The organism is Syntrophomonas curvata (genome assembly GCF_052976825.1).
In genome coordinates this window covers 200,709-225,686 of sequence record NZ_CM129641.1, presented here as the reverse complement: position 1 = coordinate 225,686, position 24,978 = coordinate 200,709, and the positions used below count along the sequence as shown (strand labels likewise).

Genomic DNA, 24,978 nt, shown 5'->3' with positions numbered 1-24,978 from the left:
ATTTGTAAAATAGTATAGTATCCTCATTATTATTTAACCTCTATTGTATTGTTTTCTCTTATTCTAGCTAACACTACAATTGTGTTTCTAAGTAATGAATGGTTCTGTATTTTTCGGTAATATAAATAATTCCTTACACGAGCGCGCTGACTAGGACGTTCTGATTCACACATGTATATTTTTTCTATTTCACATCCAGCATTTTTAACAATTCTAGATATCGTATAAGGTGTAAACCAAAAATAGTGGTCACTGTTGATAAATTCTATATTATTCCTAGTAAACTTTGTGTTTTCTAATGCAAATGCATTTGGTACGGTTATAACCAGATGTTTTACTCTTCCCTCTAGATTGTTTATCAATTTATTAATAAAAATAGATGGTGCAGGAACATGCTCAATAATCTCTCCCATAACTAACAAGTCCCATGATTTTTCTCTTATTTCGGCTAAGGGTTGATTTGAAAGATCTGCGCAATATACATCTTTATAACCTAATTCCCATTTCACATATTTTACAGCTTCATTGTTTATATCAACTCCTAAACACTTTTCACTGCTTCGTACTATTCGTGCATGCAACCAAGTATCTTTTCTTATTTTTTCTTGAATTAGAGGGAGATGGTCAGTGCACCCTAAATGAATTACTTTTAAGCCTTTTGTCAATGATTCCAACAACTCAATCCTATACATTAATTCCGTATGAGGAATTTCAACTTTTAATCCCGGATCAAAAGAACTGCCATTCAAATAATCCTTACATTCATAAAGACTAATCTTTGCCATAGCTACCTCCCTTAAGTAAATTATGTTTAGAAGTCTCATAAAAAATATATATTAACCCAATTGGTATGCTTACTACTATTGAAAAAGTACAGCTACACGATAAAGCATCTTTTACAAACAATAACAGTAATACAAGCACTGCCAATTGGATTTCTAATTTTGTAAGGCAGAATACATCTTTTAGACTTATGTTTGAAAAAATAATAACTAAATAAATAGCTAATAGATACATAATTGCACCTGTTAAACCGTAAAGCATAATTGCAAGCATATCGTTATTTAATAAATTTCCTATATAAATACTAAGGATTCGTAAAGACAGCGAACACAAGTCAAAGATCAGAGTGATATTTTGCTTTCCTAGAATAACAAATATACTTGAAAGTGGCGAAGATATAAACCTAAAACAAGCAAATATGCCTAACCAAACGCAATATTTGCCCGCTACATCCCATTCAGAACCGAAAATCAATCCAAATAATTCGGGAACAACAAAAATAAACAACATAAACGGAACTAATCCTAAACGCACAAGATATACAAGCATATTTAATGTTATCTCAGTAAGTTTATCCGTTAGGTAAGCAGCATTCGCTTTGGGATAGAAAACCTGAGAAATTGAATTCCCTATTAGCTGGGTTGGAATAACTAGAATCCTGCTGCTAAGTGCAAAAAAGCCAACTGTATGAGGATTAAACCAATAGCCAAGCAAAAGTAATGGCAAAGTTGATGCTAAGTTATTAAGTAATCCTGCTGGGACAAGATACAGTGGGAAACGCTTATAACGCCTCGCTACACGCCACATATTAGTTATCTTTATATGCTTGTATAATAAAGCTAGGTCTTCCTTAATCATCTTCATTAGTATTAGGCCTGTTGCAACTAACTGTCCTAATAATGATGATAAGAATAAACCTAATAAACCTCCACTTAGCGAATATCCGGAATATAATTGTGTTCCTATAGTTAGTGTACTCTGTGTAAACTGCCGTACTGCTAACCTCGGGAACTGACCTATTCTGATACTCCAATAAGTTACAGTTTGGAATAATACAGTAATAAAGACCCCGATTGCAACTAGCCATAGCCAATTTTTATAATTTAAAACATTAAGTATTGTTGATATTTGGTATCTAAATATATTGAATAAAAATAGAAGAATCAGGCTATAAATAAGGCTAATTAATAGAGTCAGAGCCATAATGTTTAAAGCATCATCATCTTGATCAGTTATAACAATCGCCTGTTCATAGGCACCACCTGCACATATGGCCAAAGCACCGACCAATGCCATATAAATTCCATATACTCCAAAATCCTCAGGTGTATATAACCGTGTTAATAGTGGTGCCGCTATTATTCCTAACGCCTGAGCAAAGGTAGTACCCGTCATTAGGGTTACTACGTTACGAATGAAACTGCCCGGGGGTAGTTTGCTTGTCAGGATTGTTCGAAGTTTATTTATCATTTAGAGTGAGGAGTGAGGGGTGAGGGGTATCCTTTCAATTAATTTCCTTCCCTATTTTCCCTACTCTTTCAACCTTTCTTTGGTTAGTAAGGTTTATTATTTGTATATATTTGTTCCAATAAATAAAGCGATTTTCTACCTTCTGGGCCAGTGCTGATTTGTTCCGCTGTACCATGGGAACTGCCGATTAGGTTACGATAGTATTCGCTATGGCCGAAGCCGTAAACGGAGCTGGGGTTAGTGTTGTATTTTCCTATTTCATCATCATAGGATTGTTTATCCGCAAATTCCCAGTGTTCGATTTTGTTCATGGAGGTTCCCGCAACTCTTACTGTACCTTTTTCACCAAAAATGGTAATGGATCCTTCCAGGTTTTGGGGGTAGGTCAGCATGGTTACGTTGATGCTGCTGATGGCACCATTTTGGAATCTGATTATGGCAGAGCCGGTGTCTTCAGCTTCAATGTTTCTTGCCAAGGTGGCGGTTATAGCCTTTACTTCCGCTATGGGACCGCCGAACCATTGGACCATGTCCACATAATGGGAAGCCTGGTTCATGAAAGCGCCGCCGTCCAGTTCCCAGGTGCCGCGCCAGGGGGCCATGTCGTAGTAGTCCTGGGGGCGGGTCCAGAAGACGTTGGAGGTTATCATGTATATTCTGCCGAAGCGGCCTTCTTCGAAGGCTCTTCTGACCAGTTGGATGCTGGGGTTGAGGCGGTTCTGGAGGACTACGAACAGTTTTACTCCTGCTTGGTCACAGGCTGCTATCAGTTCATCCGCTTCGTTGAGACGGCAGGCCATGGGTTTTTCGGTCAGCACGTGTTTACCGGCTCTGGCGGCCAAAATACCGTGCTCAGGGTGCAGACCTGAGGGGGTGCAGATGGATATCAGGTCGATTTCTGGGTTCTGGAGCATTTGTTCGTAATTAGTTGTCCAGGTGGAAATATTATATTTTTGTGCTGCTTCTCGGGCGCGGTCCTCGATTATGTCGCAGCAGGCGATGCACTGGGCATCGGGTTGCCTGGCAATGGCTTCAAAGTGATTTTTTGAAATTCTTCCGCAGCCGATTAATCCTATCTTTAACATATTGAACTCCTCTATAATAACTCTATATTCTCTCGACCAGTTACATTTTTCATAGCATTTTTGGTGTCGAATATGTGTTTGGCGTTTTGTTGGATGAAGTCGTAGTCTACTCCTTTTGTATGGTTTGTCGTTATTACTATTATGTCGGAGTTTTGAATTGTTTCCGCAGTTAGTTCAGGCAGACCTTTTTTTGTATGGCTTTTTTCTTTGTATTCGGTTATAAAGGGGTCATAGTATTGAACTTCTGAACCTGCCTTTTCGAATTCTTCTATTACCCTTATAGCCGGACTTTCGCGATAGTCGTCGATATCGCCTTTGTAGGCTACGCCCAGGATTAATACTTTAGCACCGTTTAATGCCTTTTTAAATTTGTTTAGGATTTTCCCGGTGCGTTCTACGGTATATTCAGGCATGCGGTCGTTTACCATCATGGAGGCTTCGATCATTGAGGTATGGAAGCCGTATTCTCTGGCCTTCCAGGACAGATAGTAAGGATCCAGGGGAATACAGTGTCCTCCCAGGCCGGGGCCGGGGTAGAAGGGAGTGAAGCCGAAGGGCTTGGTTTTGGCGGCTTCGATCACTTCCCAGATGTTTATGTTCATTTTATTACATAGCATGGCCAGCTCGTTTATGAGGCCGATGTTTACGTTGCGATAAGTATTTTCCAGTATTTTTTCCATTTCGGCCACTCGGGGGGAGGAGGCTTCGAATATTTCACCTTGGAGTACGTTGCGATACATGGCGGCAATGACTTCGGTGGCGTCTCTGCCTACTCCGCCTACTACCTTGGGGGTGTTTTTGGTCTGGTATATAAGGTTGCCCGGATCTACCCGCTCGGGGGAAAAGGCCAGGTAGAAGTCTTCTCCGCATTTTAATCCGGAGCCTTCTTCTAATAGCGGAAGCATTAGTTCTTCGGTTGTACCGGGGTAGGTTGTGGATTCCAAAACTACCATGGTACCTTTACGTAAGTATTGGGCTACGGCTATGGTAGAATCTCTGACATAGCTTATATCGGGCTGCTGGTATTGATCCAGGGGGGTGGGGACGGCTACTGCTATGAAGTCTGCGTCTTTCACGAAGGAGAAGTCGCAGGTGGCGGACAGCATACCGTTTTCTACCAGTTCTTTAAGTTCGCTGTCAACTACATCGCCAATATAGTTGATACCCTGGTTGACCATTTCTACTTTGCTGGGTTGGACGTCAAAACCAATGGTTTTATAGCCGGCTTTGGCTTTTTCCACTGCCAGGGGCAAGCCTACGTATCCTAGGCCGACTACGCCGACGATAATTTGTTTGCTGTTTATTTTATCAAGCAAGTTTTGTTTCAATGACATTATAATACCTCCCTGACAACTTCATTTTCCTTCATATATTGTGCAGCGCAGACAATACATTGGGCCTGTCCGGCTTCGTTAAATGCCAATCTTTCACCGCATTTGCAGACGTAGCCTATGATCCTGGCGGGGTTGCCTACCAATAGAGCATAGTCGGGGATGTCTTTACTGACCACTGCACCAGCTCCGATCAGGGCATAGCGTCCTATGGTGTTGCCGCAAATGATGGTGGCGTTGGCGCCGATGGTGGCGCCTCGTTTTATCAGGGTAGTTTTATATTCGGTTTTGCGTTCTATGAAACTGCGGGGGTTTATGACGTTGGTAAAGACGCAGGACGGTCCTAAAAAAACATCGTCTTCGCAGATAACTCCGGTATAAACGGAAACGTTATTCTGTATTTTCACTCCATTTCCCAGTATGACCCCGGAAGATATGACTACATTCTGGCCTATGTTGCAACTCTCTCCCACCCGGGCTCCCGGCATGATATGGGAGAAATGCCATATCTTCGTTCCGGTACCAATCTGGCATGGTTCGTCTATGTAGCTGGATTCATGGACGAAGTAGTCTTTTCCCATCAGGAATCCTCCTTTATAGCAGAAATAATATAATCCAGTTCCTCAGTCGTCAGTTCCGGGAAACAGGGTATGGCAAAGGTTCGTTGGGAAAGATACTGGGCCACCGGCATATCTTCCGGTTTATAGCCCAGATCCCTGAAGGCTTTCTGTTGGTGTAGGGGAACCGGATAATAAATACCTGTTGCTATACCTTTTGCTGCCAGTCTTTTTACTATGTCCGCCCGCTTTTCGGTCTGTAAAATATATAGGTGATATACGCACTCTCTTCCATCAATAGTGGCGGGAGTAATAAAGGAAGTTCCGGTCAGTGCCTGCCCATAATAAGCAGCTATCTGCTGGCGGGCCCGGTTATAACCGTCCAGTTTTTTTATCTTTATCCGCAGAATGGCTGCCTGGATTTCATCCAGGCGGGAGTTATGCCCGATAAGATAATTATAGTATTTACGGGGGTCATATACGGTGTTGTCACCGGATGCTTCCTCCAGTTCTTCTTCTGTTTTATACAGGAGATTATAGGCTATGCGGCCCCCTTCACCGCTGCCATGCAGTCTTAAGGCCTGGCAAATGGCGGCGAGATTGTCGTCATTGGTGGTAATCATACCACCGTCACCGGCAGCTCCCAAGTTTTTGGTTGGGAAAAACGAGAATACGGCTATGTCAGACAAACTGCCCACTTTTTTTCCCTGGTATTTTGCGCCTACCGCCTGACAGGCATCTTCAATCACCTTTAAGCCATATTTGTCAGCAATATTATTTATCTTCTCCATCTCGGCCGGCTGTCCGAAGATATGTACCGGCATTATTGCGCGGGTACGTTCGGTGATGGCAGCTTCAATACGGTTTTCATCCATGTTATAGGTGTCAGGGCGAACATCTACAAAGACTGGCCGGGCGCCGACGTTGGAAATGCTTTCCGCGGTAGAAAAAAAGGTATAGGGAGAGGTGATCACTTCATCGCCCGGGCCGATGTTTAATGATTGTAGAGCGATTACCAGGCCGTCGGTCCCGTTGCCTACCGCTATAGAATGTTTAACTCCTATATAATCAGCGAATTCTTTTTCAAAGGTTTTTACGTTTGCGCCCATAATGTATTGCGCATCAGCAAGAACTTCACAAACAGCTTTATCGATTTCATCTTTTATAGCAGCGTATTGTCTTTTTAGGTCTATGAGTGGTATTTGCATAGTTAGTCGGAACTCCTTTCTGTTACGCAGAAGGATGCAGATTTTTTATGATTGACACTGGTTCAATACTTCTTTTTTCGTGGCGTGGTACTCCGGTAGTACCTGACTGATTAGTTCTACTACGTCGTTATGGTTGATAAAGGCGTTTTTGGCAAATAGGGTGTCTATGGTTTCTATACTGTTAAAATTCCTGTCTTGGTCTTTATTGGATATGTATATCCGGTCATGGATGGTGGCAGCCATTTGTTCCCGGGTGCTGAATAGCTCTTCATATAGTTTTTCGCCGGGGCGGATGCCGGTGAATTTGATTTTGATGTCTTTATCGGGTTCATAGCCATGCAGGCGGATGAGATCCTGGGCCAGGTCAACTATTTTTACCGGTTCGCCCATGTCGAGGACGAATATCTCTCCCCCCGTGGCCATGGCCCCGGCTTCAATTACCAGCTGCACGGCTTCGGGGATAGTCATGAAGTAGCGGGTCATATCGGGGTGGGTGACGGTTATCGGGCCTCCGTTTTCTATCTGTTTTTTGAATGTGGGGATCACGCTGCCCCGGCTGCCCAGGACGTTGCCGAATCTGACGGCGGCAAGATTGGTTTGGCTATTCTGGTTTAAGTCCTGTATCAGCATCTCCGCGATACGTTTGGTAGCCCCCATAACACTGGTAGGGTTGACGGCTTTGTCGGTGGATATCAGGATGAAGGTCTCGGTACCGAATTTATCAGCCATTTCAGCTATGTTTCGAGTTCCCAGGATATTATTTTTAATGGCTTCAGCCGGGTGTTTCTCCATCATGGGTACATGTTTATGGGCAGCCGCATGGAAGACCACCTGGGGCCGGTTGCGGGAAAATACCAGTTGCAGCCGGGCCCGGTCTTTTATATCGGCCAGTTCGGTCTCAATCTGTATATCGGGCCAGACTTCCCTTAGCTCGTTATCTACATCAAAAAGGTTATTCTCACTGTAATCCAATACGATCAGGCTGTGAGGCTTGAAGCTGCAGATTTGGCGGCATAGTTCCGAGCCTATGGAGCCTCCGGCTCCGCTGACCAGAACGGTTTTGCCGGTCAGGTAGGCAGCTATTTCCTCCAGGTTTAATTTTACCGGCTCGCGCCGGAGCAGGTCTTCCAATTCAATATTTCTTATTTTATTACCTTGGCTTAAGAGATCGCCGGCCCCCTGGAAGATACGCATTTGAGCCGGAGTGGACTGGCAGATCTCAATCAGCTCTCTTATTACCCTGCCGCCGGCCGAAGGCATGGCGACAATGATTTCTTCAATGCCGTAGTGTTCGACTATATGAGGAATGGCTCTGCGGTTTCCCAGGACCGGTATGCCGTACAGGCTTAAGTTCTGCTTATAGCGGCTGTCATCTATGAAGCCTACTGCTTGCAGGTTTAATCCCTGGTTGTTTTTTAATTCCCGGGCCACCAGGGCTCCGGCATCTCCGGCGCCAATAATCAGGGTCCGTTTGGCTACGGAGCTGATATCCTTGATTATAAAATCTCTCAGTATCCGCCATCCCAGCCTGGACCCGCCTATAAGGGCAATCATTAAGCCCCAGGAGAGTATATATACGCTGCGGGGCAGGTAAGGCAGCGGGATGGTGTAGATCAGAGCCACTATAACGAGCATGCTGGTGGTAATGGCTTTTATTATGCTGTACAGTTCACCTACGCTGGCATACTGCCACATACGGTGGTAGATGCGGAAGAAGTAGAGGCTCACCAGGCTGATGATGGCGAACCAGGGAACCAGGGCAATGAAGGCCTGGTAATAAGGAGCTTCGATCCCGCCGTCAAATCTCAGTAACAGGGATAAATATACTGATGAGATTACCAGTACGGCATCGAAGATTATCATGCTTATCAGTCTGAGCCAGTAGTTCATGGGTATCGCCTCGTTTTATAGAAATAGACAACATAATCAGATTTTCGGGTACAGAATCATTACCTTAAGGGTTGCAGAGTAATCAGATTCTGGTACAGGGCAAACAAGTCCGGGTTACTTTGCTTTATGGGTTCCACTATGGTCAGGGCCCGGGCTTCTTCGCCGGTCTTGTAGAGAATAGCTGCATACCAGCTTCCGGCGCCGGGGTCAGTGGGCGGTGGTCCGGCAGTACCGTTCATTACTGGTTCCAGCACCTCCCGGGCGGGCTGGTAAGCTCCCAGCAGATAGTGGGCTTTGGCTGTGTTTAAACGGCTATCCGAACTGGGTATCAGTAAGGCTCCCTGCCAGTAGCCCATAGTGATTTTATTCTGGTCAGCTCTTTCGCTTTGTTCTATTAAGGAATTGTATTGTGACACCGCTTCTTTAAGGTAGTCTTTTTCTTTTTCCGGCTGTCCGCTGTTGCGAGAAAGCTCGGCCGCAGCCAGGGAAACCTTTATGGCGGTTTCATAGCTGGTGATATCGTTGGGATTGGCTTCTACCAGATAATGCGCCTGTCGCACCATTCCATCATAGTCCTGCAAGAGTATGCAGGAGTTTACCATGCTGCCCCGCAGTTTGATATCATATGGAGCCAACTTTTCCGCTCTTTTAATGGCTTCCCGGCCTTTATCCCGGTAAGAAGCGGCATTGGGGTCATTACGGGCAATCAGACCGTTATACTGCAGGGCGCAGGCCTGGGCATACAGAGCATAACAGCGGGCATTAAACGGGTCTAACTTGCAGGCCTGCTCAGTCTGTGCTGCCAAATTCTCCAGTTTTTTAGCTTTTTCCGCTCCCTCCGCCAGGGATGCCGCCTGAATCATGCGGGCATCGCCGGCAACAAATATGTTATTGGCCATCAGCATACGCTGCCCGGATACTAACAGAACCACGGCTACAACTATCCCTATTGAGAGCAGTATCCATGGCTGCTGCATGGTTTTAACGGTATATAATTTGTCGTTTCGGGCTGCACTGTCAATCAAGGCAAATAAGGTCCAGAGCAGTATCGCCATGGAACCCAGAGAAAGATCAAAATCAATGGCGGCATGAGCCCCGAAGGCCAGCGCAGCGGTTAATACTCCCCAGTTAAGCGCCCAGTGTTCGGTTTCTGTATTCAATTCATCTTCAGATGAACTGCGCAGCTTCCGCCAGCGCCTGAATGCCATATACAGCAAGAGCAACCAAATGGAAATGAATGCAGCCAAACCGACAATGCCCGTTTCCACCCAGACCTGCAGAAAATGGCTGTGTGTTTCCGTAGTCCAGGTGAGATATTCCTGGTACTGATGGTATAAAGCATTCCACCCCCCGGCTCCCGCACCGGTCAGGAAGTGATCCCTGCCGATCTGTCCAGCCCAGCGGTAAAAATCAATCCGGCTGGTGTAGCTGGTTCCTTTGACATCCTTAAGACCGGTAAACTCAGCTGCCAGACTGCTGACCTTTAATTCTTCTGTAATTTGCTGTACTTTGCCTGCCTGCTGATAAGCAGCCAGCCCGGCTAATAGCAGAAACAAGGTTATTATGACGGGAATAGTCCTTCTGCCCCAGCGCCGGTAAATCCTAAGCATCATCTGCCAGAACAGTTCGCCGGCCAGAATGATAAGGACACCGATCATTAACATTTTTAGGGCTCCGGCTGTAGGAGCCGACTTTATGGCCGGGAGAAATTTGCTTGCGGTGACCGCTGCAGCTGCCATAGCCAGCATAAGGCCGTATACTGAGCTTAAGCGGTATTTCCCCGGCATGCCCAGCAGTAATAACACTGCTCCCAGAATAAATATCAGCCAGGCCCCTTTGGACATGGTGGCCAGTACTACCAGTATCATGAGAAAGTTGGCCAGAGAGTAGAGCGGGCGCAGGTAAAGTCTGCGTTCCACTATCCACAGGGTGACTCCCAGCAGGCTGGCTATGGCTAAATAAACTGCTGTAGTATTGGGATACTGCAATGTGGACAGGATAACCCCGGTAGCAGGTTCGAAGGCAGCCGGATATTTGGAGCAGCCGGTAGCAGCCATAATGCCTATCAGGGCTACTCCCACCGCACTGGCGAACAGAACCCGCAGTATGTTTATGTAATCACGGTAGCTTCTTACCGCCTGGCTGATTATCCAGAAGACTATAAAGTAGTTAAGCGCCTTCAGGAAGCCGTAAACCGCTTCACCGGGGTGAACTGCTCCTATTATGGAAAGCAGATAAGCCAAGGCATAGGCCAGTACTGCCCAGTCCAGGGGAGTGCTCAGGAAGCTGTAATCCCGCCGGCGGATTTTATCAATGCAGACCAGGAGGAATACCAGAGCGGTAAGGCTGTGGTAGATGAACATGTCCTGGTTGAAGAACAGGCCCCGGAAAAAGGGCGGATAAAAAATCAATGCAGCGGCCAGGATAAAAACCAGCAGTGAGAAATAGTTTACGGTTGGTTGGGTGCCCTCTGTTTTAGGTTTGTTTTTTTTTACCTTTTTTTTGCTCATCGCGTCCTTTGTTAAGTCCCATGTATTTTATACGGTGGCGGCTTCTTAAGGTGGTGTTTTAGTTATCTTCCTTTTTTAAGTACTCCACCAGGAAAACGCCGAATACTGATATCATCAACCCGAGAACTCCGGCTATGGCGACATTTAATTTCTTATTGGGCTTTACCGGATCTTCCGGTACGGCGGCAGCAGACAAAACTACCACCTTGTCTTCTACCGAGTCGAAGGATTGCAAGACTTTAAGTTCCAGTATTTTGGAGCTAAGCGAGTTAACGATATTTTCCCTGCGGTTGACTTCGTTTTGTAACCTATTTAGTTCTATTTCTATTTGAACCGAGCCGGGGGCCGAGGTTTTAGCTGCCTGGTACTTTTTTAAGCCGGCTAAGGCATTATCCAGATCACCCTGGGCTGCTGCCAGCTGATTCTCCAGGTTTAGTGACAGGTCATCCATTTTCCTCTTATTCAGCCTGTTTAGGTATGCAGCGGTTTGGCTCACCAAGGTATTGGCTATGGAAGCCGCCAGCTTAGGATTATCGCTTGAGACGGTTACTCGGCTGACATCAGCCATTTCCCTTTGGGGTTCCACGCTGATCTGACCTCTGAGCTTAATAGGAGTAGTTTTTAGCCCCAGTTCTGCTATTGTATTCTGCAGGATTTCATTGCTGGTCAGGATTACCGAATAGCGACTGACATCTACCTTGGTCAGTTTGATGATGTTATCTACATTGTCCGACATCTTTTTGCTATTGGTAACATTGTTGTAGTTATCCTCGGTTACTATGTAAGCTATGTTGCCGGGACTGCCCAGAGGAGATACAGAGGCGGGGGCAACTATGGTAGTGGCTTCATAAACCGGAGCCATGAAATATAAGCTTATGATGCCGCTTAAGAACATGCATGTTAGGGTTACACTGATTATAGTATATTTCCATTTTCCCATGGTTTTAAATATATCCCGCAGGTCGATTTCGTCATATTCGCAGTTATACTCTGGCTGATTGTTAATCCGGTTCATTTTATACCTCTGCCCCTTGTTTTTTACTTTTTTATACCTTTTATAAAATAAGCTGTTTACACAATAATTAGATATAATTCTATAAGTTATTACTGTTTTCCTGCTGTTTGGTGAAATTATTAAAAGAATTATATGGAAAATAAACTATAAGCCGGGCCTGTCAGGCCCGGCTTATATGGTTTATGTTAGCAGTTTGTTCCTTACTTGGAGATTAATACTGTCTGAGAACCAGGATCCCAGCCAACATGGTAGCCAAGGCCTTCTGCCACATAGCGGGCAGGAAGCATGGTGCGGTCGCTGGCAATCTCAGGTGCTACGTCCATGGTCTGAGCTTCGCCATTTACGGTAATGGTAGTGCTGCCGATGGTCATTTCCACAACATTGTCACCCTTGGTCAGAGTAACTTTTTGAGTTGCTTCGTCCCAAACTACGTCAGCTTCAGCAACACCCAGGCCATATCCCAGGTAACGAACGGGGACATAAGTACGGTCACCCTTGATATAGGGGGCAACGTCCATAACTTTGGATACTCCGTTTACCTGGTAGATGTTGGAGCCAATTTTAAACTGCCCGGCAGCTGCACCAGCAGTTCCTTCATTGGGAGCAGGGGTTACGCACTTGGCTACAACTACTCTGTTGCCTTCATACTGTGAAAACGGCAGGTTTACTCCACCAACTTCGTTGATAGCTTGACCGTCTACAGCAACTTTGAATTCACCTTCGGGTATGGTCCGGTTCAGGGTCGCTTTCAGACCGCTGATTTTAATCGTACTTGCTTTGGTACTTTCGGATTTCACAGGTATGCTTATGGAGTGAATACCTGTAACCGGATTAAAGGACTTGCTCATGCTGCTTATGCCAAGTTCCAGATTACCCTCGGTTACTTCAACCTTGGGATATCCGCCGCTCCAGCTGGCACCCGCAGGTAAGCGCAATTCAATGCTGGTGTTGCCGGGATTTAGAACAGCATAGTTGGTACCATTGGTATAAACAGTGTTGTTTCTAAGGTTAACAGCTTCTTTTTTGCTTTCGACAATAACGATATCTCCAAGAGCCTGATCCTGTTCACCAATTCTTACATTGGTAACATTCTCAGATTTTAATTTAACAGCAGGGTCAACGGTAGCTACTTTAACCTCTCCATTAACGCCAGCATCTGAGCTTACAGATATCTTCACATCTCCAGTAAAGTCAGGAGATACGTCTACTTTCAAGTTATCTAACTCGAGTACAGCCTTGCTGGTACTCTGGGCAGCCAAACTGAACCTTAAGGTTCTTCCCTGATCACTGGCGTTATTGGTGTTTGTTCCAACCAAGAATGCCTGGATGCCACCTGCAGTGGGATTAGCATCGCTAAGCGCAATAGTTGCACCTTTTTTGATGCTCGGATTGGGTATCTGGTTAGTTATACCGGCGGGAACTAATGTGCTCTCGTCTCTGTATCCAGCCCACCATTTTACGCCCTGGGGAAGGGTCAGCTTGATGCTTCTGCCGGCCAGCAGGCTTCCAGCAATGCCTTCTTCAATGGTGAATTTGCCAATCTTTTGTTCTGATTTACCTGCAGTTAGGGTTTTTGCGTCTCCCTCAACAAGCTTTACACCATAGGAAGCGTAGTTGGCAACCACCAAATCCTGCTCAGTTACTTTGCCGGCAGCGTCATAGATAGTAGCAACTACTTCGCCTTCTTTGGCTACGGAATCATCAATAGCTATCGTTCCGCTAAATCTGACCTGGCCAGCGCCAACAGTAGAATTAGACGGGGCGGTAGGAATAGTTAAATCGAGTATACGGTTATCACTGCCATTAACAGCAACACCCAGAACTCCCGGAGCCCAACCCCAGTTCAGGGTTCCCGAACCGGCAGTCCATCTGAAACCAGGAGCCAATTTTACTTTAATGGTGTCCCCGGCGGGTATTCTGCCAGGAATAGTTTCGGTAAGGATAATCTCATCAGTAGTTCCGCCATTTGAGCCAAAGGTTCTTGCAGATTTAATGGTACTGGTTGTAGCACCACCACTGCTGATTTTGGCTACTGTAACAGATCCCTGCGGGAATACTCCACTGGCAGGGCCCATCAGGCTAGCGGTAATTTCATTTTCAACTGATCCAACAGTAGTGTTGGTTAAATAAACCATTAAGCGGCCAGGATTGGAACTACCTGCAGCTGAGAAAGTACCGTTGAATACCAGGTCCAAGGTATTGTTGCTGGCATTGATACTTGCACTTGCCAAGCTGGTTGTTGCTAATGCATTGGCTGTTCCCCCGATTAAACCAGGAACAACTACCTCTTCAGTAGCTGCTGTTCTGACTGCAACTACGGATACAGCACCACTAGGGCCGATATTCATTGAACTGGAAAAACTAACGGTGAGGACATCACCATTTTTAATGGGAGCACAATTGTCAATATCAATCTGCATGATACCCAGACCTTGTGCTGCTGTATTAGCTGATACTATAGGTACGGACAGAGCTTGATAGTTGACTGCTGCCTGAGCTGCTGGCGGAGCAATAAATACGGGAGCTATTAGAGCCATGCAGAGGCACAGGGTCATAACTATAGAAAGAGTCCTGTTTCTTCTTAGCATATTTTTTCCTCCTTGTTAATATAATCTTTGCTAGATTTAGTCAGGTAATCAGTGCTTGCAGATGTTTCACAATTCCCCCTTTTCCTGTATTTCCTAACTGTTCAGGTAATCAGTGGACATATACTAATCCACCAGCCAGTTTATATGGACGACATTTTCCGCCAGTTTGTTCCGCTTTATATTTATGTTTTAAATTATATATTTATGATATGTTTATTGTATTATAGGGCGAATTATGTCGTTACATTATTAAATTGCTCGTTGTTCCTATATTTAACAGCATTTACTTTTTCGACATAAACTGAAAAAGCAGAGCTCGTAAGCTCTGCTTTCATTTGAAACAATAACCAATTTATGTATTTGATGTTGTATAGCAGCTTGCAGACCGCGGCCTCAACTATTTTTGGGGTTTTATTTCCCCATATAAGCCGCTACACCTTCGGCTACGGCTTCAGCGGCCAAATTAATGAAATATTCTTGCTGCAATAGCCTTTCCTCCTCGGGGTTGCTGATAAAGGCTAATTCTACCAGGGCAGATGGCATAGTGGTGTTTCTTAACACTGCCAGGTTTTTAGTTTTTACCCCACGGTTGGGGCGTTTGAGCTTGGCTATTAACTGACGCTGCAGATTTTCGGCCAGGGATTTTCTCTCATCCTGCTGCAGGAAGAGCAGGTCATTATCTACCGGAGCGTAATAGTAGGTCTCCGTACCCTGAGCCGAGGAATTCAAGGCGGCGTTAACATGAATGGATACAAATAGAGCAGGATTAAGCCGGTTGGCAATCTCGCTGATCTCATCCCTGGTTTCCGTCAGCTCCAGGTATATATCGGTATCACGGGTATACTCCACCTCGATCCCTCTTTGCTTGAGCAGTTCCCCGGCTTTTAAGGCGACTTTCAGATTTATGTCCTTTTCTTTGATGTCGGCTCCGGAACTTCCGGGATCCTTGCCACCGTGGCCCGGGTCCAGAACTACCAGGTTGTCGCGGCGAGACTTGATTTGGCTTTTACCTACCATCAATATGTTGATATCGCGGCCATCAGTGCTCTGTCCCACTATGTATTTTGCCACTTCGCCGGTTGTAGCAATCTTAATTATCGTGGCACTGTTTGTCCCGGTCGTTTCTTCGATGGCGACGGTCTTCATCAAACTATTGTTATACTGGTATTCCTTCTGAACTTTGCCTTTGAGTACTCCCGGCAATTTTATTTCGATAATATCCCCATTCTTGCTGCTGCTGTATTTAGCGGGAGTAAGGGTGCTGATAACCAGACGCTCGCCGGAACTGCCTATACCCTTCTGTTCTATTGCCCGGATAGAATTAGGAATGATAAAGACTTCCCTTTTGCCGCCTTCTTCACTGGCGGTCTGGTATTGGGTGCTATAGGGGAATTCTATCTCCACTATGGTATTGCCCCCTACGTTCCTGGCTTTAGCCTTCGCTTCACCGGCGCCCAGGGACTGCTTGACCAGGTTCAGTCCTTCGATCTGGCGGTCTTTAAATTCATAGGTCACTTTGCCGCTGTCCTCTTTGATATCGGCGTCCAGTTTGGCGCCCGAGTCCATACGTATCTGGATGCCGTTTTCATCGGTATTGAGTGAGAGCCATATCGCTCCCGGGCCGGGATTCTCCGGCTTTGGTTCAGGTTTGGGCTCTTCCGGCTCAGCCGGGGAAGGAGCCGGGGGACTGGTAATGGTAATAGTACGGGTGGTATTATTCCAGTCTACTTTGCCGCCGAAGGCTTCACCTACAAAGCGCAGGGGAGCCAGGGTACGGTCGTTTTTTATTTTGGCCGGCACATCCAGAGGCCAGGCCTGTCCGTTTACGGTGGGACGGGTGGAGCCGATAGCCAGAATTACGGTGGTCCCATCCTTTACTGAAGTGACGGTACGGGTCTTGTTATCCCAGTCCACACTGGCGCCCATAGCTTCAAATATGGCTCTTAGGGGCACCAGGGTACGGTCATTTTCTATAATGGGCGATACTTCAAAGGTCAGCTGGCGTCCATCCAGGATTACGGCGGGAACGCCGGTATTATTGTTGGGGGTCGCGGGGGTGGTAGGCGCGGCGGCATTGGCGGGCTGAACCAGCCACCCGGCTACGTAGGCGCTGCTGCCGTCGGCCTTCTTTATTTTATACCAGTCGCCTTCCTGGCCCAGTACCAAAAGAATATCGCCTCCGGAAACGCTCCCCGTTTTATCGTAGCTGCTGCCGGGGCCGCTGCGCAGGAATACAGTCCCCGAGGTTACCTCTACCTGTTTGCCGGACGCAGCAGCAGGGGGAGGCACAGGTCCGGTATTGTTACCCGGAACCGGTTTTTCCGTTTTCTGAGTAAACGATGCCTTTATATAGGCCTGTAGACCGGCAACAGTCTTGACCTGGTACCACTCACCCTTGACGTCAAGCAGGGTAAGGATTTCACCTTGGCTGGCAGACCCTACAACATCAAAGCCAGTACCGGGACCGGAGCGCAGATTTACTCCGTTGCCGGTCACTTTCAGGAAATATTCTTTTTGCACGTTGATCAGGTCATTGCGAATCCAGCCGTTTAAGCCAGTCGATTGAATCTGATACCAGTCGTTTTTGCTGCTCAGTATTTCCACTTGGCTGCCCTGACTCAGCCGACCCAGTGCGTCATAGGTAGTAGCGGGGCCGGAGCGGATGTTTACGTTATCGGTATTGATGATACCGGTGGCAGCTGAGGCGCTGAGCAGGAAAGAGAAGAAAAAGGTGCTTAGCAGGACAACGAGCAGCGGTAATCTTATGGTTCGTTTTCTATAATCAGCCGGATTAGGCGTCGTTAATCTTTTAAAGGCAGCTTTTGGTTTCAGCATTATGTAATATTCTCCTCCATAGCTTTTGTCTTTTGTCTATAATACACTATTTTAAGTGTTTTACTTGCAGGCAAGTTAAATTTTTTGGCGGAAAATGTTCCACGTGAAACATCAATAATTTCCAGCTTGACGGTTGCCTATCGCTTGCAGCAGTTGGTATAGGCGGTGGAGGGCGTCGGCCCGGTATAGCAAAGATGATCATGCTCCACGCTGAAGGCAGGCACACCTTCTATGGGCAGGCTGCTGTTTTCTCCGCCGGCCAGGTTATAAAGCCGTCAGCCGCTATGGGTTATCCTGCAAACCAGCTTATCTCCCCATACATCCGGCATGCCGTATGGTGTCCGGTGGGAGAAGAAATACGAGCACAGGTCTCAGGCCCGGTATCCTGCTTTTTATCTGTTTTTCAGGCAGAAAATGCGTCAAGGCCGCTAGCTTGCTGACTTATGGCTAGAGTTGGCAAGTTAGCGGCCTTGACTGCTCTTATATATATCCGTCGGGTCCGGCGGGATCCGTATCCTCCGCCGGGGGTGTTTCGATTTCTCCATTATGGCCGGGACTGGGTAAGTTAGGCCGCTGCTTATCGACACCCTCCGTGACGGGGGTATCCTTATCATGAGTCTCGGCTTCACCTTCGGAACTACCGCTCCCTGCAGGCGGCCCGACTACTGCCGGAGGAGGAGATTGCTTTACCACGGCCACGGTCTTGCCGGCAAAGAGGTTGTCCAGCAAACTGGTGGCTTCATCTTCATCGGCCAGCCAGTAACTTTTCAGGAGTTTTCCGTTTCTGTCCACTTCGTCATAGAAGCAGCCGGGCAGGGTCTGGGTTATGACTGCATCGGATTTAAAACCCGGCGCCCAGCTTGCCATTTTCAACATGCCGGTAAAACCGATATCTGTTTCTACGTATTGTTTTAGCTGCTTAACCAGGCTGGGCAGTTTGGTAATGGTTTTCGGCTGCAGAACTTCGTTCGCCAGGGCTTTTATAAATACCTGCTGCTGGTAGGTGCGGTCAATATCACCGTTGATATAGTCCCGGAAGCGAACAAAGGCCAGGGCATTTTTACCATTCAGCTTCTGTTTGCCCGGATGAAGGTTGATTCCTTCCAGCGGCTTGTACATGCGCTGCGGCACATCTATGGTGACGCCGCCCAAGGTGTCGACTATTTGTTTGAATCCGTTAAAGTCCATCTCTATATAGTGATCGATTTTCGTCTGCATCAGGTCTTCCACCCGGTCAACGGCGTATTTGGGACCGCCAATGTAGTTGGCCGTGCATATTTTATCCAGATAGCTCCCTTTAACTTTTATCCGGGTATCCCGAGGTATGGAGATTACTGCTACCTTGTCCAGTTTGGGATCGATGGAAACGAGCAGCATGGTGTCGGAGCGGGAGTTTTTTTCTCCCGGTCGGGCATCCACCCCCAGCACCAGGATGTTGGTTCTCTCACCATCATCAGGATACTGCTTTTGGGCCTCTGCCGGTTTTTCTTTTTCCGGCTGCTCGGGCTGCATTAGTTTGGTAAGTCCTGCCCCCAGCCCAAAAAACATGCCAAATAACAGTCCGACCGCCAGCATCCATTTTAAGAATGATTTCTTCATTAATAATTGCTCCTTTTATAGCTCAACATTCCGTGTGTGACCTTCCACCCGGGTACTGGTCTGACGCTCTTCTCCGCTCAAGAGCCCGATTTTATAGGCCGCCAATACCACCAGCAGCAGGAGCAGGGCCAGCATCACATTAGCTTTGGAACTGCTGATGAAGGTAATGACAACGGCGACCGCGCTGAAAAAGGCACTGATGCCATAGATGATTAAAACGCTGCGGCGGTGGCTCATCCCCAGGGCCATGAGGCGGTGATGAAGATGGTCGCGGTCAGGCAAAAAAATCGGTGCTTTATTGTGCATCCGCCGTATAATGGCGAAGAAGGTATCGAATATAGGAATGGCCAGGATAACGATAGGTATAAAAAGCGAAATCAGGGCCGCACTTTTGGCCGTACCGATTATAGCCAGGCATCCCAGCGTAAATCCCAAAAAGTTGGAACCGGAATCACCCATAAAGGTTCTGGCGGGATAAAAGTTAAACGGAAGGAAACCGACGATGGCCGCAACCAGGGTAAAGGTGACTGCTGCAAACTCGGGCTGGCCTTTGATTAAAGCTATAATACCCATAGTGGTAGCGGCAATAGCCGATACCCCTGCTGCCAGACCGTCCAGCCCATCAATCAGGTTAATGGCGTTGCTTATTCCAACTATCCAGAGCAGGGTAAGGGGTATGCTCAGGAAACCCAGATCGAGGGCGCCATTAAAGGGGTTGGTAACAAAATGCACTACCACTCCAAAATGCACCGCCACCGCAGCGGCAGCAATTTGCCCCAAAAGTTTGATCCAGGCGGAAAGCTGGAATATATCGTCCAGCAAGCCTACCAGAAATATTATGCAGGCGCCGTAAATCAGGCCGGTAAACGGCCCCGATACTTTAAGAATAAATAACAGGCAAACGAGAAAGGATAGGAAAATAGCCATACCGCCCATGCGGGGCATGGGCTGGGTATGGACTTTGCGCTGTTCCGGACGGTCAACCGCCCCGATTTTAAAAGCCAGCCTGATGGCAAAAGGACTTGCCAGACAGGACAAGACAAAAGCTGACAGCAGAACTGCTATATATAAATGTGCGGCCATAAGGCACAAACCCTCCAAAACTCTACTAGAAACATTCTAGCACCGCCATATTACACTTGTCCATATGACATATACAGGCTAATTATGTAGACCGGGCATAATTTATGGTAGAATTAGCATGATTTGAGCGGATTGTAATCATATTATTTATTTCGGCCATTATCAATTATTTACGAAGATTGCAGGAGTAGCTTGCAGGTCGGCCGATGAGGATAATATTTATTGCCACCTGGTTTTGGCAAATACTATAATGAACTAGAATGCAAACGACAATTATACGACACAGGAGTCTAGGATATGAAGATTGCCCTTTCAGGTTATTATGGCTTCGATAATGCCGGGGATGAGGCTTTGCTCTCAGCTATAACCAGCACCATAAAGAAATTGGAACCATCGGCCAGCTTTGTGGTATTATCCGGTTATCCGGGGAAGACCGCTCGTCTGCATGGTCTGAGAGCGGTTAACCGCATAAATCCCTGGTCGGTCAGCCGGGAACTGCGCAGTTCTGATCTCCTGATCAGCGGAGGGGGCAGTCTGTTTCAGGATGTTACCGGTCCCCGCTCGTTGCCTTATTATATCAGTATAGTGGCCCTGGCTTTATGGCTGAAAAAGCCGGTTATTTTTTATGCCCAGGGGGTTGGCCCGATCAACCGCCGCTTCAGTAAGTTTCTTATGCGCCGGGTTGCCAATCGGGTGGACATGATTACTTTAAGGGATGAGGATTCAGTCCAGGTACTGCAGCAAATCGGGGTAACCCGCCCTCCGGTTAGGGTAACTGCCGATCCGGTTTTCAGCCTGGAACCAAAAGATAACGATTATGAGGCAATGCGCCGGCTGCTGCGCGAACATTGCCCGGGCAAAGGCCGGGTGGTGGGAGTGTCGGTGCGCCAATGGGCGGCTCTGGAAGGTTATCAGCCAGAACTGGCCCAAGTCCTGGACAAACTGGTGCGCGAGGGTTATCAGGTGATATTTATACCCATGGACTACCCGGCAGATGTGGAGGAGTCTATGCGGGTCGTTTCCCTGATGGAAGAACCGGCCGCACTAATAGATAGCTATCTGACCAGCCACCAGCATGTGGCCCTGATTTCACATCTTCAGCTCATGATTGGCATGCGCCTGCATGCTCTGATTTTTGCCGCCAGCCAGGAAATTCTTTTTCAGGGTATTTCCTATGACCCCAAGGTCGATTCTTTCTTAAGACAGTTCGGGGAGAAGCCGTTGACAGGTAATGCAGGCCAGATGACCGCGCAGATACGTTCCCTGCTGGCCGATACCGGAGTGCAGGAGAAAATCCGCCGGAAGGCCCGCGAACTGCGCACCCGGGCCGAAGAGACCGCCCACCTGGCCCTGGCCCTGTGCCGCACCCGCAGGCAAGGTTATTAAGCCGCAGATTACGCAGATAATAATATAATTAAGGGAGCAGCATTATGAAGCTTGAGAATCAGGATATATTATGTATTGCCGGGGTGGATTTTGAGCCGCTGTGGGCGCGTACCCAGCAGTTGGTGTGGCGCATGCCCGCATCCAACCGGATAATTTACGTGGAAGCTCCCTTAAGTTTGCTTTCGCCTTTTAAAGACCGTTCTCTCTGGTATAAATGGTCTCTCTGGCGGCAGGGCTTACGGCAGATAAAGGATAACCTCTACCTTTACTCGCCGCCCTTGCTTTTACCCTTCGCCAATCGCTGGCGCTGGGTAAACCGCCTCAACCAGCGTCTCCTGGCCCGGGCCCTGAAAAAGGCCTGTGCCGCTATCAGCTTTCATGAGCCCATATTGCTCACCTATCTGCCCAATACGGCGGATATGCTGGGACAGATGGGAGAGAAGCTGCTGGTATACGATTGCGTCGACGAGCACTCCGCCTTTCAGGGTTTTAACCCCCGATTGGTAAAAGAAATGGAAATTGAGCTGCTCCAGCGCTCCGACCTGGTCCTGGCCACCGCCCAGCCGCTCTATGACGATAAGTCCCGCTATGCCCGGGAAATACACCTTCTGCGCAATGCTGCCGATGTAGCCCACTTCGGTACTGCCCAGAACCAAGACCTGCCCGTCCCTGAAGATGTCCGGGATATCCCGGGGCCGGTCTTGGGATTTATCGGCCGTATTAAAGAATGGATTGATTTGGAGCTCATTCGCCAGGTAGCGCTGTCCCGGCCCCAATGGTCGATTATCATGGTCGGGCCGGTGGAGATAGACGCTGACATAACTGCCTTTGAAGATTTGCCTAATGTCTGTTTTACCGGCAGCCGCAGCAAAGAGGAACTGCCGGGTTACCTGAAAAAATTCGATGTCTGCTTAAACCCCTTCAGAGCCGGCCAGCTTTCCCAAGCGGTAAACCCGCTTAAGTTCTACGAATACCTGGCTTCCGGCAAGCCCATAGCTTCAACCCCTATGCCGGAAATGGAGATGCTTGATGCCGTAGTGGAAATCGGTGCAGGAAGGGACGGTTTCATAACCGCTATAGAGAGAGGCTTGGATGACAGCCCCGCCAAAATCCAGGCCCGCCTCAACCTGGCCCAAGAACATTCCTGGGAAAACCGGGTCGAAATCCTCTGCAGCCTTATCGCCCAACATCTGGACCAGGTACAGCATCGGACCGGGTGAAATTCATCCTCTTGCCTGTTATTTCAGCACTTCCTCATAGACCTGCTCGACTTTTTGGGCCATGCCGGGCAGGGTGAATCGGTTTACTTTTTCCCGGCCCTGGGCGACCAGACGGGCGGCCAGGTCGCTGTCTACCAGGATATTCATGATAGCTTGGGCCAGACCCCGGTAATCCCGGGGTTCGACCAGGAGGCCGTCGTTCCGGTGGCTTATTATTTCCGGAATACCTCCGGTGTTGCTGGCCACTACCGGGACCTTAAAGTACATGGCCTCCAGAACCACCAGCCCCAGGCCTTCCATAACCGAGGGCACGCAGAGGATATCCGAAACTCCGTAGATGTCCTCGATGGAGCTGTAGTAGCCTGGCATTTTCACTACTTCGGCAAGCCCCAGTTCCCTGACCAGCTGTTCCAGACGGCGGCGTTCAATACCTTCGCCGATAATCAAGAACTGGGCTTTAAAACCCGTATCTATCACCTGGCGGGCGGCCCGCAGGAAATACTCATGTCCTTTGACCGGGTGCAGGCGGGCTATCATGGTTACCGTTCGCCGCTCCGGATCCAGGTTCAATTCCCGCTTCACCTCACCGGCTTCCCGGGGAGGGGAAAATTTACCGGTATCCAGGCCGTTGTGAATAGTTACGATTTTATCGCCGGGAACCCCCATCTGCCTAATTTCGTCAGCAATGGCGCCGGAAATGGCAATGAATTTAGCGCTGTGTTTATTGGTAAGCCGGGTTAAGAAGCGCGCCAGGACAGATTTGAAGGGTGAATCATAGTCATAGCGCAGTACGCTGTGCACGGTGGTCACCACCGGTATCCCCTCCCGGGCCGCGGCCAGGCGGGCTACCAGGTTCGCCCGTACCCCGTGGGTATGAACCAAATCAATATGCTGCTCTTTAATATATCGTCTGAGCGGGTCAACCGTAGTAAGATCCAACCGGTGTTTCATGGCAACGATACCGGCGGGAAATCCCTGCCGGGCCGCCAAATCGGCAAATGGCCCCTCACAGAGGCAAAGCAGAAATGGCTGGTATTTTGCCGGGTCAAGCAGTTTCATCAGGGTCAGGACCAGTTCCTCAGCCCCTCCTACTTCTCCGCCGCCAATCACATGTAAGACTTTGACCCTAGCCATCTTGCTCAACTCCCACTTTCGGGTCGGAAATTAAAGGCAGTGCCAGCAGCACGCCCAGGAAGAACCAGAAGTAGGTGGATATCAGGGGAAACTCAAACAGGTTCTCCACCATATTATGTCCCAATATGGCGATCAGAGCCACCAGGATGCCGGTTCCCAAGACCTTTAGATATGGGTCGGAAGCCCTGTCCACCGCTCTTTTGCCCTTGCGCACCGCGGAAAACAGCAGATAGAGAAAGGCGGTTATCCCCATAAGACCGGTTTCGGTAGCCAGTTTAAGGTAGTAGTTGTCAACACTGTAGGCGCCCTTGGGGAAATTGGCAATGGCTACTCCGCCGCCGAACCGGCCCAATCCCAGTCCGGCGGCAGGTGCGCCCTGCCAGTATTCCACGGCTTTCGACCAGCCCGCAATGCGGCCGCCTTCAGAACTGGAGGCCACATACTGGGGACTGAACATATAAGCCATACGATTGTAGACCGAAGGTACTGCTGCCGGAGTAATAAAAGCCAGCAGCAGTAAAGCGATTATAATGCGCTTATCCAGCCACAGGGCCAGCAGGATGAAAGCAAAGAAGAATACCAGCCAGGCGCCGCGGGACAGGGTGAATACCAAACATAGGGCTGATATACCGGCAGTTCCCAGATAAAGGCGCTTTTTGATCCAGTTGGAGCTGGCCATAAAGGAAGCAAAGGCAATGCTTATGTTGAGTATGGTAAAGCTGCCCAGCACATTGGGGCTGCCGATAAAGGAGAAGGCCCGGGTGCGGATGCCTACCTCGGCCTTATCAACCCAGGCAGCAGGCATAGCCACCCCGGCGGCATATTGATAAATGCCGTATAAGGCCACTACCAGACCTACCAGCAGAAAAAGGTCACAGATATTTTTGATCTGCTGTTTACTGCTTACCAGGTTTAAGGCCAGGAAAAACCAGAAGCTGTATTGAGTCACCGCCCGCAGTTCCATCATGGCTACGGCTGGTTCCCCGCTTACGGCCAGGTAGTTGAAAAAGACCACGCCGTAAAATAGTAAAAGGGGTATAAGAAGGCCGCCGCTGACCGGTTTGACCCCCTTAACCGCGATATGCAGCACCCAGCTGCCGGCGATGAGGATGAAAAGGATTTCATCCCACAGGCTGACCAGCAGGGAGCTCCCGCTCAAGCGCAGGAAGTAGTCTACCAGCACGTAGGCAGGCACGATATATAGGAGATAACGGCTTAGTGCCTGACTGAATCGTTCCATTTGTTGCTCCTTAATATAAAAGCACAGATTTCGCAAAAATCTGT

17 protein-coding genes are annotated in these 24,978 nt (G+C 48.1%); 2 read left to right on the top strand and 15 right to left on the bottom strand.

Going from position 1 to position 24,978, the window contains the following annotated elements:
• Positions 1-29 precede the first annotated feature (29 nt).
• The 13 genes from ACU70B_RS01145 to ACU70B_RS01085 all read right to left on the bottom strand — a co-directional run bounded on the left by ACU70B_RS01145 (position 30) and on the right by ACU70B_RS01085 (position 19,954).
• Positions 30-785, bottom strand: a complete 756-nt coding sequence (locus ACU70B_RS01145; RefSeq protein WP_447184536.1) for a methyltransferase domain-containing protein — start codon at positions 783-785, stop codon at positions 30-32.
• Complete coding sequence (locus tag ACU70B_RS01140; RefSeq protein ID WP_447184535.1) at positions 772-2,253, bottom strand: lipopolysaccharide biosynthesis protein; 1,482 nt, start codon at positions 2,251-2,253, stop codon at positions 772-774. The genes ACU70B_RS01145 and ACU70B_RS01140 overlap by 14 nt, the downstream gene beginning before the upstream one ends.
• Positions 2,254-2,336: 83 nt before the next feature.
• Entirely contained in the window at positions 2,337-3,338 is a 1,002-nt protein-coding gene (locus ACU70B_RS01135) for a Gfo/Idh/MocA family protein (protein ID WP_447184534.1), read from the bottom strand.
• Positions 3,339-3,349: 11 nt separating this feature from the next.
• Complete coding sequence (locus tag ACU70B_RS01130; RefSeq protein WP_447184533.1) at positions 3,350-4,672, bottom strand: nucleotide sugar dehydrogenase; 1,323 nt, start codon at positions 4,670-4,672, stop codon at positions 3,350-3,352.
• Complete coding sequence (locus ACU70B_RS01125) at positions 4,672-5,250, bottom strand: acyltransferase (RefSeq protein WP_447184532.1); 579 nt, start codon at positions 5,248-5,250, stop codon at positions 4,672-4,674. The genes ACU70B_RS01130 and ACU70B_RS01125 overlap by 1 nt, the downstream gene beginning before the upstream one ends.
• Positions 5,250-6,434, bottom strand: a complete 1,185-nt coding sequence (locus ACU70B_RS01120; protein ID WP_447184531.1) for a DegT/DnrJ/EryC1/StrS family aminotransferase — start codon at positions 6,432-6,434, stop codon at positions 5,250-5,252. Before ACU70B_RS01120 ends, ACU70B_RS01125 begins: the two co-directional genes overlap by 1 nt.
• A gap of 45 nt (positions 6,435-6,479) precedes the next feature.
• Positions 6,480-8,324, bottom strand: coding sequence for a polysaccharide biosynthesis protein (locus ACU70B_RS01115; protein ID WP_447184530.1), 1,845 nt, complete (start codon positions 8,322-8,324; stop codon positions 6,480-6,482).
• 59 nt (positions 8,325-8,383) lie between these two features.
• A complete protein-coding gene (locus ACU70B_RS01110) occupies positions 8,384-10,834 on the bottom strand; it encodes an O-antigen ligase family protein (protein ID WP_447184529.1) in 2,451 nt (816 codons plus the stop codon).
• Between the two features lie 58 nt (positions 10,835-10,892).
• Positions 10,893-11,849: a Wzz/FepE/Etk N-terminal domain-containing protein gene (locus ACU70B_RS01105; protein WP_447184528.1), complete on the bottom strand. Its 957-nt coding sequence runs from the start codon at positions 11,847-11,849 to the stop codon at positions 10,893-10,895.
• A gap of 200 nt (positions 11,850-12,049) precedes the next feature.
• Positions 12,050-14,437 (bottom strand): copper amine oxidase N-terminal domain-containing protein, encoded by a 2,388-nt coding sequence (locus ACU70B_RS01100; RefSeq protein ID WP_447184527.1) that lies wholly within the window; start codon positions 14,435-14,437, stop codon positions 12,050-12,052.
• A 411-nt stretch (positions 14,438-14,848) separates the two neighbouring features.
• A complete protein-coding gene (locus ACU70B_RS01095; RefSeq protein WP_447184526.1) occupies positions 14,849-17,272 on the bottom strand; it encodes an N-acetylmuramoyl-L-alanine amidase in 2,424 nt (807 codons plus the stop codon).
• A 480-nt stretch (positions 17,273-17,752) separates the two neighbouring features.
• Positions 17,753-18,871 carry an LCP family protein gene (locus ACU70B_RS01090; RefSeq protein WP_447184525.1) on the bottom strand — a complete coding sequence of 373 codons (1,119 nt, stop codon included), beginning with the start codon at positions 18,869-18,871 and terminating at the stop codon, positions 17,753-17,755.
• Between the two features lie 15 nt (positions 18,872-18,886).
• The gene (locus ACU70B_RS01085) at positions 18,887-19,954 is read right to left on the bottom strand and encodes a glycosyltransferase family 4 protein (protein WP_447184524.1); all 1,068 of its coding nucleotides are present in this window, start codon (positions 19,952-19,954) and stop codon (positions 18,887-18,889) included.
• Between the two features lie 297 nt (positions 19,955-20,251).
• On the opposite strand from ACU70B_RS01085, the gene csaB reads away from it, so the two are divergent.
• Together csaB and ACU70B_RS01075 are read left to right on the top strand one after the other, a co-directional pair.
• Complete coding sequence (csaB, locus tag ACU70B_RS01080; RefSeq protein ID WP_447184523.1) at positions 20,252-21,340, top strand: polysaccharide pyruvyl transferase CsaB; 1,089 nt, start codon at positions 20,252-20,254, stop codon at positions 21,338-21,340.
• Between the two features lie 44 nt (positions 21,341-21,384).
• Positions 21,385-22,560, top strand: a complete 1,176-nt coding sequence (locus ACU70B_RS01075; RefSeq protein ID WP_447184522.1) for a glycosyltransferase — start codon at positions 21,385-21,387, stop codon at positions 22,558-22,560.
• Between the two features lie 18 nt (positions 22,561-22,578).
• Here ACU70B_RS01075 and ACU70B_RS01070 read toward each other — a convergent pair whose 3' ends face one another.
• Both ACU70B_RS01070 and ACU70B_RS01065 read right to left on the bottom strand, forming a co-directional pair.
• On the bottom strand, positions 22,579-23,694 hold the full coding sequence (locus ACU70B_RS01070; protein WP_447184521.1) for a glycosyltransferase: 1,116 nt from the start codon (positions 23,692-23,694) through the stop codon (positions 22,579-22,581).
• Entirely contained in the window at positions 23,687-24,934 is a 1,248-nt protein-coding gene (locus tag ACU70B_RS01065; protein WP_447184520.1) for an O-antigen ligase family protein, read from the bottom strand. The genes ACU70B_RS01070 and ACU70B_RS01065 overlap by 8 nt, the downstream gene beginning before the upstream one ends.
• Positions 24,935-24,978 lie beyond the last annotated feature (44 nt).